Here is an 11,707-nt window from a genome sequence, read left to right as displayed (position 1 = left end):
CTTCTTCAGCAACGAAAGCAAGGAGAAGAGATGGCACTGAAAGGAGGTGAATAACGGGCGCGCTGAATATTATCTAAATATTCTAAATAATAAATCATCAATAGGGGGAGTAGTAATGAAAAAAAGAAAATGGTCCATCTTGGCGATGATGGCAGCGATCATGATGTTGATGCTGGCTGCCTGCAACAGCTCAACAACTAACAACAACGCAAGCACCGGAAACAACAATAATGGAGGCGGAGGCGGCGGTGAAACGGGCACAGTCAACATCGGATACAGCGGTCCGTTAAGCGGTCCGGCCGCCTATTACGGGGAGCGGACGTTAAACGGCGTAAAAATGGCGGCGGAAGAAATCAATAACAGCGGTGGATTTGAAGTGAACGGCAAAACATACAAGCTCAATATCGTGTCATTGGATGACAAATATTTGCCGAACGAAACAGCGGCGAACGCCAAACGTCTCGTTCAGGAGCATCAGACGCCTATTATTTTTACTCCACACAGCGGCGGTGTGATGGCGCTGCAAGTGTTCAATCAAACGGACAATTTCATCATCGCGGCATACACAAGCGAACCGAAAATTACGCAGACCGGCAACAAGCTGACCGTGCGCATTCCGCCGCGCTATGACGGCTACATCCCGACCTTTACTGATTATGCCATGAAGCGTTTCGGCAAGAAACTGGCCGCTCTGCCGACGGCGACGCAATACGGGAAAGACTGGACGGAAAAATTGTTGCCGTACTGGGAAAAGCAAGGCGGGGAAGTCGTCTACAAATCGTCGATTGATTTTACGAAAGACACTGACTTCTTTACCATCGTGACGAACGCATTGAAAGAAAAACCGGACGTGCTGTTTATCGGCGGACCGTCGGAACCGACGGCGAAAGTGGCGAAACAAGCGCGTGAACTTGGCTTTAAAGGCGGTTTTATCATTATGGATCAGGCGAAGCTCGATGAAATGCAACGGACGATCGGTTCTTATGAGATACTGGAAGGCTCAATCGGCGTCATGCCGCTTATTCACTCCGACCAACCAGGGGCTCCGGAGTTTGCGGAAAAATATCGGACGAAATTCAATGCCGAGGCGAGTTCGGAATCCGGGTATAACTACTTGGCTCTTTACGCGTTTGTTGAGGCTATGAAAGCCGCTGGGACGGTTGATGATCCGATGGCCATCCGCGAGCATTTGAACGAAGGGCTGAAAAACATTCCGAAAGAAAAGCAAGTATACGTCGTTCCAAGCGTCGGCGATGATGGCGGCTTTGAATCAGAAATCGTTGTGGCCGCGGTGGAAAATGGAAAAGTTGTGCCCATTGAGTTAATAAAACAATAATACACCATGCAGATTGACAAGCAGAGGAATCCGATCATCGGGCTTTCAATGGGACTGCTCTTTGCATGAGCCCTGAAACGCGCATCCCGTAGATGGAGCGGCATAGGGATAAGCCATACAGAGGCTGTCTGAAAAGGTCATCACGCGACTTTTCCAGACAGCCTTTTCCATTTCCACATTATGACGTTTTTTGATTCATTATAGGTACTGTGGGTACGCCCCTTAGGGTGTCTTTGACCGGGCAGACACGTTCAACGTGTTCAATCAAGGCTTGGACGTTTTTTGGATCGGAAGGAGAGTCAATATCAATATGGTAGCGAATTTCTAAGAATCCAGGCCGAACGTCCGCTTTCTCCATAAAGCCATCGGGATCTAAATCCCCTTCTACGTGTACTTGGACTCCTTTCAGTTCGACCCCGTGATGGCTGGCAAACAGAGAGACCAGTACATTGATGCAACCGCCCAGTGCAGCTAGGACCAGCTCTACGGGATTCGGTCCCTGATCAGTGCCTCCCAAGGCTGGGGGTTCGTCAATGATGACTTGCTTGCCGTTAATGTCAGCCACTGAGCGTACTCCTTCGCCAGACCATTTGACATCAGAGGAAAAGGTGAGTTTAGGCATGAAAAAACCTCCTGACAAATAGGAATAGTGGATAAATTAAGAATAATACATAAATACCTATTTGACAAGTAAGAATTAAAGAAAATGGAGGTGACAGAAAGAAGAATGAATACAGTGTTGATCGGATTGTCGCTCGGTGCAACCACTTTCGGTTGGGTTCTCTCTTAATACTCATCTAATAAAACTATGTTCTAAATAATCAACAAAACAAATAGAAAAATTTCCAATCGTGCGATAAAATAAAGTTATTCCGCCACCTAGCGAATACAATCAAACAAGGGGAGAGACCGGCGATGCGCGAGATGGCCCTCGGCCTTGCCGCCTCATTCTTCTTTGCTGTTACATTCATATTGAACCGCTCAATGGAGCTGGCGGGTGGAAGCTGGGCGTGGAGTTCGTCGCTTCGTTTTTTCTTTATGGTTCCGCTGTTGTTTGCCATTCTTTTGGCACGCCGCAACCTCGGTCCGGTTTGGCATGACATGAAATGCCATCCGTGGACATGGATCACCTGGGGGACGGTCGGGTTCGGCTTGTTTTACGCGCCGCTCACCTACGCGGCTGCCTACGGGCCGGGGTGGCTTGTGGCTGGGACATGGCAGTGCACGATTGTGGCTGGCGTTCTGCTTAGCCCGCTGTTTACGAAAATCATTGAAACGCAAAACGGAACGATGTCCGTGCGCCGTCCGATTGAAAAGCGGGCGCTCTTCATTTCGCTTTTGATTTTGTTCGGCGTCGTTCTGATCCAGTTCCAGCAAGCAGGCCATCTCGCATGGAATGAAATCGTGTTGGGGGTCTTTCCTGTACTGATTGCCGCGTTTGCGTATCCGCTTGGCAATCGGAAAATGATCGAACATTGCGCCGGGCGCCTTGATGCGTTTCAACGCGTATGGGGGATGACGATGGCCAGTCTGCCGTTTTGGCTGATTGTCGCGTTGATGGGCTGGCTGACATCAGGGGTGCCGTCGGCGGGGCAAACGATGCAGTCGTTCATCGTGGCCATGAGTTCCGGGGTCATTGCGACGACGTTGTTTTTTATCGCGACCGATCGGGCAAAAGGGAACGAACGGAAACTGGCCGCTGTGGAAGCGACGCAGTCCGCGGAAGTCATGTTTGCCGTCATCGGCGAAGCGCTGTTCTTGTCCGCTCCGCTTCCAAACGGATGGGCGTTCGTTGGTTTGGCCGTCATCATCATCGGGATTTGCTGGCATAGTTTCGAATCGACAAGGACGGTCAAACACCCGTCGCTGCCGATTTCAACAGCTCGGCGTCTCAAGCGCATAGGGGGAGAACGATGAGAATCATCGTGTGCATCCTGCTTGCCTGCCAGACGTTCGTCATCTACTATTGGATCAGCGATTGGCGTCAGCTTGTCACCCCGGTGGGTCTTTGCATGTGGGTGGGCGGAATCGCAGTCGGCCTTGCTGTTCTTCGGGCGGGGCGGGGCCTATCGCCAAGATGGCGAGGGGCGCTGAAGATCACGACGGCGGGAGTCATCTTGCTTGCTGTGATGTCGCTGGTCATTGAATGGGCTGTTCGTTCGATGCCGTAATCAAAATGGATATGGAAAGCCCGTACGGTTGATCAAGGCTTTCCTTGCGGGCCTACGAGGAATGCGCCTTTCGAATGAAGCGAGCCCCCTGCCTGAGGCGCAAGGGGGCTGCTAACGGCCTTGATGGGCGGAATTGAACAGCTCCGGCGCTAAGCGGCGGCCAACCGCATACATGATCGGTGCGCCGATCGCCATGACAACAAACTCGCCAATGGCCGTCGTCAGCCATGTGAGCCAAAACGGAAAGCCGAGCGCGAGCTTTAGTTCAAAGGCGATGATGGCCATGGTCACGGTAAACGACAACGTATTGATCGCCATACGCGCCCAAATGTTCTCGACATAACGCATGGAAACAATCGTGATGAGAAGCGCCAGCACCGACTGGCCGACGCCGAATACAAGATCATACGCGACAATCGGCGAGAAAAACAAATTGGCCAAAAAGACGCCGAGCACGATGCCCACGGCGTATGTTCGGCGGAATACGACTAGGTGGTTTAACATTTCTGAGACGCGAAACTGAATGTTCGTAAAGCCAAACGGCTGGATGAACGCCGTCACGGCGATATACACGGCGGCGATCAAACCGTTTGTCGCCATCGTTCGAACGTTCATGGTATTCTCTCCTCTCGTGCATGATGATATGATTGTAGCATGACACTCTCGTGAACGAAAGGAGCGGGATCCATGGCTGCAAAGAAACAAGCAGCAGACCGATACGGTTCCGTCTGGGAGGTCGCAATTACGGCGCTTCGCCTCGGCTTGACGTCATTTGGCGGACCGGTGGCCCATCTTGGCTATTTTTACGAAGAATACGTCAAACGAAAGAAATGGATTGACGAGAAAACGTATGCCGATTTGGTCGCTTTATGCCAATTTCTCCCTGGTCCGGCAAGCAGCCAGGTCGGCATCGGCATCGGACTGATGCGCGCCGGCGTCTGGGGGGCGCTGGCGGCTTGGCTTGGGTTTACATTGCCGTCGGCGGTTGCGCTTAGTTTGGTTGCCGTCTGGCTGCAACATGCTTCTTTGGGAGAGGCGGGCTGGATGCACGGCTTGCTGTTGGCGGCTGTCGCGGTCGTCGCTCAGGCGGTATGGGAGATGGCGCGCAAATTCGCTGCCGGCCGCCTTGAGGCAACGCTTGCGGTCGCAGCGGCGATCGCCGTGCTTCTCATGCCGGGGGCATGGAGCCAAGTGACGGTGATTGTCATCGCAGGGGCCATCGGCGCGATCGGACGGCGAAAAACACTCGAACCGTCTTTGGTGGGCATCCCTCCTTTTATTCGTCGTTCCACCGGTTTGACGTTGCTTTCCTTGTTTGCCGTGTTGCTTGTTGCGCTGCCGCTTGTTCGCGCTTGGGTTTCTTCACCACTTTGGGCGCTGTTTGACAGCTTTTACCGCGCCGGGGCACTCGTGTTTGGCGGCGGGCATGTCGTGCTGCCGCTTTTGGAAGCGGAAGTGGTGCCGCAAGGGTGGGTCACCGCCGATCAATTTTTAGCCGGCTACAGCGCTGCCCAAGCCGTTCCGGGGCCGCTGTTTACGTTTGCCGCGTATATTGGAATGGCGGCGTTGGGCTGGAAGGGAGCGCTAGTGGCTACCACAGCCATTTTTCTTCCATCCTTTTTGCTCGTTCTTGGCGCGTTTCCGTTTTGGCACTGGCTTCGCCATCAGCCGCGCTTCCAAGCGGCGCTTGCCGGCATGAACGCCGCTGTCGTCGGGATTTTGCTCGCGGCTCTGTACGATCCGATTTGGACGCAAGCGGTGAAAGGACCGGTTGATCTAGCATTTGTCCTCGGCGCTTTTCTTCTCCTTGCCATTTGGAAGTGGCCGGCGTGGGCGGTTGTTCTTGTTTCGTTTGTCGGCGGAGGGCTGCGCGCTTGGCTCGGCTGATCGCGCCAAACACCATTCGTTACCGTCCAATGGACAACGGCGCTTTCTGCTTTGCCCCTGCAATGGACGGCAAATGCAAATAGACGTACAGTTCGATCAGCAGCAGCGCCAGCCAAGAGAAACGCTATGAGAAAATGGATGGTCACAATAGCAGGAGGGAGGTCAAACCAGACAACAAGGGGCCGAGTGCGATCTGCGCCGCAAGCTGGCTTTTTTTTCGCAAATGAACTACAGGACCGGCCAAGTTGGTTTAGTTTTCCGTGATCCGCTCATACTAACAACAGCATGATCGACTTGAAAGGAAGCGGATCAAAGTGAAACAGGCATGGCGCATTTATATGAGCGATTTGAAACATCTCACGACCAACTGGGCCGCATCCATATTGGCTCTCGGTCTGATCGTTCTTCCATCGCTTTACGCTTGGATCAATGTAGAGGCTTCGATTGACCCTTATGCCCATACAGAGGATTTACCGGTCGGCGTCGTGAACGAAGACCGAGGGGCGGAGTTGACCGGTCACCGGTTTCGCGCCGGCGATGAGATCGTCAAGACCTTAAAAAACAACCACCAGTTGGGATGGCGATTTGTCACGCGGAAAAAAGGAATGGAAGGCGTTCGGAGGGGAGACTACTTTGCGACGATCGTCATTCCGGCTGATTTCTCGGCTAAATTAGCCACTGTAGTGCAGAAACGTCCGAAAAGGGCGGTTATTTACTATTATGAAAACGACAAACGGAACGCCATCGCTCCCAAAATCACGGAGCGCGGAGCAAGTACATTGTCAGCGCGAGTCAGCGATGAGTTTGTGAGGGTGGTCAATACCGCATTGTTTTCCTTGTTCCACCAAGCGGGAGTGACGCTCGAACAGCAGCTTCCCACCATTCGCCGCGTTGAAGCGTTTGTGTTTCGTTTGGAAAACGAATTGCCAACGATTCAACGACAATTGAAAGCCCTAGATCGCGATGTGGGAGAGGCAAGATCACTAGTTCGTACAGGCCGCGAGCTTCTGCCGGCTGCCAGAGCAACGGTGCGGCGCGGTTTAGAATGGACAGGCCGCGTTGAGAAGTTGTTCATGCAAGTCAATGCTTCATCGCACTTATGGGAAAAGCCGGTGGAAATGGTGGTTCATGTACTCTATTCCGTTGCGGAGCAGATGCCACAGTCCCTCGATACACCGGAAAAGCAAGCGCGTTGGGCGACTCTCATCCAACAGGCTGCAACAGACGCGAGCCCATTGGTTCAGCAATTGCGCCGAACGTTGAGAACATGGGAGGGGACGATTGATTCCTCTTCGCTTCAACCTGTGCAGCGCACCATCAGCCGTATCGAGCAGACGCTAGCGTCTATTCAAGAAACAGCGGCGCTAGTGAAACAACATCCAACAGGCGTCGAAGGGAAGATCACTCACCTGCGTGAACAAATGGCCTTATTGGACGCACAGGCGCAGCAACTTGATCAAGCATATCGCCAACGGCTGCTGCCTATGCTGCGGGCAAAATGGAATCAAACAGGGGAACAGGTGCGACAAGCGAAACAAACGCTTCTTCGCATGGATCAAGCGTTAAATGAGGCAGAGCAATGGTTGTCAAACACAGATCGTGATTTAGCGGCCGCGCAACAAGCGCTAAAGACCGCACAGGCTCAATATCCATTTCTCTCCCGCCAGGTCCGCGAGCTGGCCGCCTTCCTATCGAAAATCAAAAGAGAAACCAACATCGACGAACTGATTCGCTTGTTGAAACAAGATCCACAGGCGAAAGGCGCCTTTTTGGCCCACCCGATTGACGTCAAAACGTTCCGCCTTTTCCCGCTGCCGAACTATGGTTCAGGCATGAATCCATTTTACACGGTGCTGGCCATATGGGTAGGATGTTTGTTGCTTGTTTCCGTCTTGTCGACCGATCCTTCTTCGTTTTCGGAAGCGAATGAGCGGGAAAGATATGCCGGACGGTTGTTGACCTTTTGGACGCTGAATGCTTTGCAGGCGATGGTCGTGACGGCTGGAGCGGCTTTCATCTTGCCGAATATTTTCGTCCGTGAGCCGGGATGGTTCATGACGTTCGGCCTTTTGTGCAGCTTTGTCTTTATGGCGGTGGTTTTTTCGCTTGTTTCCTTGTTCGGCAATGTGGGAAAAGCGATGGCGATTGTGTTGCTCGTCTTGCAAATTGCCGGAGCGGGAGGCACGTATCCGATTGAGCTGATTCCTCCGTTCTTTCAGCAATTAAACCCTTGGCTGCCGTTTACCTACGCCATTGATGTCATGCGCGAGGCAGTCGGCGGGATCGTATGGGAAAATGTTGAGCATGATGTCAAGCGGCTTCTCTTGTTTGCCGTTTCCGCCCTTTTGGCCGGGCTTGTGTTGAAAGGCCCGTTAAGCCCATGGATGCGCGTGCTGAAAGAGAAAGCCGCCCTAAGCGGGTTGTTTCATTGAAACATTTGCTCTATTTTCTTTTGGAAGCATCTGCTACAATAAGGACGAGAGCGTTGCTTCCTGTTCAATGGCCCCGTAGGATGCATGCTTCTCGTTTTGCGAGATGAGAGAACGAATGGCGGGGAAAAGGGGAGAGAATTGTGTCGATCCGTCGACTGCTTGGTGTTGCATTCCTTTTTTTGGCGATTTCGATGTTTATCGAGCAAATGTGGTGGATCGGGGGAATTTGTTTCTTGATTGGAATTGGAATGACTGCGAAGAGTCCAATCGATCGAAAGTGGAGGAAAAAGAAGCATATATGGTAAACATCGAGAGTGATATGAATCAAACAAGGGTCAGACAGCATGATGTGCAGTTGATGAAAAAAGCAGAACAGTTTATCACGATAAGCTATCGGGAGCTTGGAAAAAGTGAGCAAGAAATGAAGCGGCGGTTGAACGAAATCCGTTGGGAAGTGGAACAAACCGGCACATACAGCCATACGTACGAAGAGTTAAGCTATGGGGCTAAGATGGCTTGGCGTCATAGCAACCGTTGCATCGGCCGCTTGTTTTGGCAATCGCTCTATGTCATTGATGCGAGAGAGGCGGTTACCGTAGACGAGGTTTTTTCTTATCTATTCCATCATATTGAGTTTGCGACCAATGGCGGGAAAATCCGGCCGACGATCACGATCTTCCGTCCAAATGGGGAAGTGCGCATTTGGAATCATCAACTGATTCGTTATGCCGGTTATGAAACCGAAGAAGGGATCATCGGCGACTCATCCTCCCTCACTTTCACCCGCGCCTGTGAACAGCTTGGGTGGAAGGGGGAAAAAACGCCTTTTGACGTGTTGCCCTTGGTGATCCAGGTAGGCAGCCAGAAGCCTGTTTGGACACCGGTTCCGAAAGAATTGGTGCTTGAGGTGCCAATTGAACATCCGGAGTTTCCGTGGTTTCGCGATCTGCAGTTAAAATGGTACGCGGTCCCGATTATTTCAGATATGTGTCTAGAAATTGGCGGCATTCGCTATATGGCAGCACCGTTTAACGGGTGGTACATGGGTACGGAGATTGGAGCCCGCAATTTTGCCGATGATTATCGCTACAACATGCTTCCGAAAGTGGCCTCTTGCATGGGGCTTGACACCAACTCCAACGCATCATTATGGAAAGACAAGGCGTTGGTCGAATTGAATATCGCTGTTTTGTATTCCTACAAAAAGGCGGGCGTCAGCATCGTTGACCATCATACCGCCGCGCGCCAATTTCAGTTGTTTGAACAGCAAGAGAAAGCAGCCGGCCGCCATGTCACCGGCGATTGGACATGGCTGATTCCGCCTCTTTCTCCGGCGACAACGCACATTTTTCACCGAACGTATGACAACACGACCATGTTGCCCAACTTTTTCTATCAGGACCGTCCATACGAACAACAAAGGGGAGAGGAACAATGACCGTCATCATCCGCATGCGCGATGTGTCATGGGCAAGGGGAGGGCGCATGATTTTGCGTGATATCAACTGGGAGGTGAAAGAAGGCGAGCAATGGGCGATTCTTGGCCTAAACGGCTCCGGGAAAACATCGCTTCTCAATATCGTCACCGGCTATCAGTACCCGACGCGCGGGGATGTTGAAGTATTGGGCTATCGGTTTGGACAGGCGAGTCTGCCGGAGTTGCGACGTCATATTGGGTTTGTGAGCAGCTCGCTCCTTGATCAATTTCACGACACGCTGCAAACCGAGACGGTTGAAGATGTCATCCTCAGCGGCAAGTTTGCGACGATTGGCCTGTATGATGCTGTTACCGACGATGACTGGGCTAGGGCGGAATCGTTCATCGAATCGTTCCGCCTCGAAGCCATCAAAGGAAAACGGTATGCGACGCTGTCACAAGGGGAAAAGCGAAAAACGTTGATCGCCCGGGCGCTGATGACGAATCCGAAGCTGCTGATCTTGGACGAGCCGACTGTCGGCCTTGACTTATTGGCCCGCGAAGAAATTTTAGCATTGATCGGACAGATCGTCACTCAGCCGTGCCATCTCTTATACGTCACCCATTATATCGAAGAAATCGTCGACTCCATTACCCATGTCTTGCTTTTGCAAGACGGGCGCATCCTTGCGGCTGGCCAAAAAGAGGAAGTGTTAACCGACGAGCGGCTTTCAGAAGCGTTTCGCCTTCCGATCCGCGTTCATTGGGAAGACGGCCGGCCATGGGTGTCCGTCCATCGGTAGGGCGGCCGTTGGCAGCCGTTCCTAGGCCGACTGCCTCAACATACCGTGCACCCAAGAAGGTCAACCGCTATTTTTTGATAGACCGCATTGGTCCAGCCGAACCCTTTTTGCGAAGGGTAGCGGCCGATGGTGTGGATGCTCATGTCGACCACATTATATTTTTCGTACATGTTGCCAGTTTCCTGACGATGTTGCGGGCGAGTTCGTGCAGCCTTGAAATGTTCAGTCCCAATATAATGAAATAGCTGTCCCAGTAAAAGAGCTGCTGGTACACCCCGCCGGGAACGACGTATGGAAACGGAAGGGAAAACAGTTCTCCTTTGGAGTAAGGCGAGCTTGTTTTGACCAATTGTTCCCACCGTTGGTGAATGGAAGAAAACACATGCTCTACGGCTGGATCCGGGCAAATGACCGTGATGTCCGGAAGCTCAATCGGCAACGGCTGTCCCTCCATGGGAATGGTCTATATGGCTATGTATATGGCCAAAACGACCCGGTCATGCCGCCAATCGAGTGCACGGCGATGGCAGAGGAAGAAAACGGAAGCCGAGCAACAAGGGCCACCGAACAAGGACGCCCTTGTTGCCACTTTTTCAAAACGCGCGGTCAACCGGCGGAAAATCAATATCATCCGCCGTTTGGCGGCTGTCAGCTGGCGTGACTTCCATGACCGGCGGCCGACCGTTTTCAAAACCGCGGGCGATGTCGCGAATCGGGCTCATTTCATCGGGAACGCCAATTCCCGGGGTATAGCGCGGCAGGCTGGAAGTGGCGCCGCGTTCTTCCCAAGGCTCTCTCATGAATCAACACCTCCATATTCTCAGTATGGCCATTGATGGAGGCCGTATAAATGGAAATCAAATCCTTTCCCGCCAATTTCTTTTGTGGAGCCCTGTCATCTGTTGTAGGCATACTATGGATGACAATATGGGCAACAGGAGGGAAGGAACTCAATGCAGTTCGGGAAAGATGCGATCGAAGCGATTTGGCGCCGCCAGTGCGGAGCGTGGGAGCGGAGCGATGCGGCATATGTCCAATCATTTTTGGTGGAATGTTTACAACATGACCTTGATCCGCAAGACGGGCTCAATTGGATCATTGAGCACCGCACCCAGCTTTCTGACGCCGATGCAGTGGTGGACGCGGCACTCCGTTGGGTGAATGAACATACGTCCACTGGCTCCCCGGTGTCAGGAATCGGAGCGGAACAACAAGAGTGAGGCGGCGAACAGGAAAGGGCGGAACGAAGGATGGTATGGGTCATCAAAACAAAACACGAAAATGACCAAGGGGAGACGGTGGGGCTGGAGCTTGAGAGCGAAGATGGCTGGCTTGACGCCAACGTCCGCTGGGACGGATGCATGGAAATTCACTTGTACTTGGTGACGGAGGAAGGCCGCGAACTGAGCGATACGCTCCATACGTGCGATTTGCAGGGGCTGATCGAGCGGTTGCAGTCATTGGATTCCGTGTGTCGATCGTTCTTTTTCCAAATTTCAGGACAGGGGAGCTGATGAAGGCCGAACCGCCGGCAGCGCCGCTGACCTCATCGATGAATGAACGGGGCTGACCCAAAAGTCCGCCAAAAAGCGGACTTTTGGAGTCAGCCCTCTCTGGTTTTTGTATATTTTACCAAACGGAACAAAATTCCGACTCTGTTC

Annotated in this window: 14 protein-coding genes; 9 read left to right on the top strand and 5 right to left on the bottom strand. The window is 52.5% G+C overall.

Annotation, left to right across the window (positions count from 1 at the left end; genetic code table 11):
- Positions 1-115 precede the first annotated feature (115 nt).
- Positions 116-1,336 (top strand): ABC transporter substrate-binding protein, encoded by a 1,221-nt coding sequence (locus tag CV944_RS10770; protein ID WP_033011509.1) that lies wholly within the window; start codon positions 116-118, stop codon positions 1,334-1,336.
- Positions 1,337-1,514: 178 nt separating this feature from the next.
- On the opposite strand, the gene CV944_RS10765 is transcribed toward CV944_RS10770, so the two are convergent.
- Entirely contained in the window at positions 1,515-1,958 is a 444-nt protein-coding gene (locus tag CV944_RS10765) for an OsmC family protein (protein WP_031409611.1), read from the bottom strand.
- A 293-nt stretch (positions 1,959-2,251) separates the two neighbouring features.
- Between CV944_RS10765 and CV944_RS10760 the strand changes: the two genes are divergently transcribed.
- Both CV944_RS10760 and CV944_RS10755 read left to right on the top strand, forming a co-directional pair.
- Positions 2,252-3,253, top strand: a complete 1,002-nt coding sequence (locus CV944_RS10760) for a DMT family transporter (RefSeq protein WP_100664167.1) — start codon at positions 2,252-2,254, stop codon at positions 3,251-3,253.
- Positions 3,250-3,507 (top strand): hypothetical protein, encoded by a 258-nt coding sequence (locus tag CV944_RS10755; protein WP_100664166.1) that lies wholly within the window; start codon positions 3,250-3,252, stop codon positions 3,505-3,507. Before CV944_RS10760 ends, CV944_RS10755 begins: the two co-directional genes overlap by 4 nt.
- 111 nt (positions 3,508-3,618) lie before the next feature.
- Here CV944_RS10755 and CV944_RS10750 read toward each other — a convergent pair whose 3' ends face one another.
- The gene (locus CV944_RS10750; protein WP_100664165.1) at positions 3,619-4,122 is read right to left on the bottom strand and encodes a QueT transporter family protein; all 504 of its coding nucleotides are present in this window, start codon (positions 4,120-4,122) and stop codon (positions 3,619-3,621) included.
- Positions 4,123-4,194: 72 nt separating this feature from the next.
- Here CV944_RS10750 and chrA point away from each other — a divergent pair, with 72 nt between their 5' ends.
- From chrA to CV944_RS10730, 4 genes are all read left to right on the top strand, one after another.
- Positions 4,195-5,394 (top strand): chromate efflux transporter, encoded by a 1,200-nt coding sequence (gene chrA, locus CV944_RS10745; RefSeq protein WP_100664164.1) that lies wholly within the window; start codon positions 4,195-4,197, stop codon positions 5,392-5,394.
- A gap of 314 nt (positions 5,395-5,708) precedes the next feature.
- Positions 5,709-7,826, top strand: a complete 2,118-nt coding sequence (locus CV944_RS10740) for a YhgE/Pip domain-containing protein (protein ID WP_025039061.1) — start codon at positions 5,709-5,711, stop codon at positions 7,824-7,826.
- Between the two features lie 358 nt (positions 7,827-8,184).
- Complete coding sequence (locus CV944_RS10735; RefSeq protein ID WP_304441678.1) at positions 8,185-9,264, top strand: nitric oxide synthase oxygenase; 1,080 nt, start codon at positions 8,185-8,187, stop codon at positions 9,262-9,264.
- Complete coding sequence (locus CV944_RS10730; protein WP_100664162.1) at positions 9,261-10,046, top strand: ABC transporter ATP-binding protein; 786 nt, start codon at positions 9,261-9,263, stop codon at positions 10,044-10,046. Before CV944_RS10735 ends, CV944_RS10730 begins: the two co-directional genes overlap by 4 nt.
- Before the next feature lie 35 nt (positions 10,047-10,081).
- On the opposite strand, the gene CV944_RS17965 is transcribed toward CV944_RS10730, so the two are convergent.
- The 3 genes from CV944_RS17965 to CV944_RS10720 all read right to left on the bottom strand — a co-directional run bounded on the left by CV944_RS17965 (position 10,082) and on the right by CV944_RS10720 (position 10,846).
- Positions 10,082-10,189 carry a hypothetical protein gene (locus CV944_RS17965; RefSeq protein ID WP_369806434.1) on the bottom strand — a complete coding sequence of 36 codons (108 nt, stop codon included), beginning with the start codon at positions 10,187-10,189 and terminating at the stop codon, positions 10,082-10,084.
- Positions 10,186-10,485, bottom strand: coding sequence for a trehalase family glycosidase (locus tag CV944_RS10725; protein ID WP_233204995.1), 300 nt, complete (start codon positions 10,483-10,485; stop codon positions 10,186-10,188). Before CV944_RS10725 ends, CV944_RS17965 begins: the two co-directional genes overlap by 4 nt.
- A gap of 154 nt (positions 10,486-10,639) precedes the next feature.
- Complete coding sequence (locus tag CV944_RS10720; RefSeq protein WP_011231175.1) at positions 10,640-10,846, bottom strand: hypothetical protein; 207 nt, start codon at positions 10,844-10,846, stop codon at positions 10,640-10,642.
- 153 nt (positions 10,847-10,999) lie between these two features.
- Between CV944_RS10720 and CV944_RS10715 the strand changes: the two genes are divergently transcribed.
- Positions 11,000-11,266, top strand: coding sequence for a hypothetical protein (locus CV944_RS10715; RefSeq protein ID WP_100664161.1), 267 nt, complete (start codon positions 11,000-11,002; stop codon positions 11,264-11,266).
- 30 nt (positions 11,267-11,296) lie between these two features.
- Positions 11,297-11,560: a hypothetical protein gene (locus CV944_RS10710; RefSeq protein ID WP_011231177.1), complete on the top strand. Its 264-nt coding sequence runs from the start codon at positions 11,297-11,299 to the stop codon at positions 11,558-11,560.
- The last annotated feature ends 147 nt before the right edge of the window (positions 11,561-11,707 follow it).

It is taken from the genome of Geobacillus sp. WSUCF-018B, assembly GCF_002809985.1.
GTDB classification, from domain to species: domain Bacteria; phylum Bacillota; class Bacilli; order Bacillales; family Anoxybacillaceae; genus Geobacillus; species Geobacillus thermophilus.
This window is presented reverse-complemented; position numbering and strand designations above follow the sequence as displayed.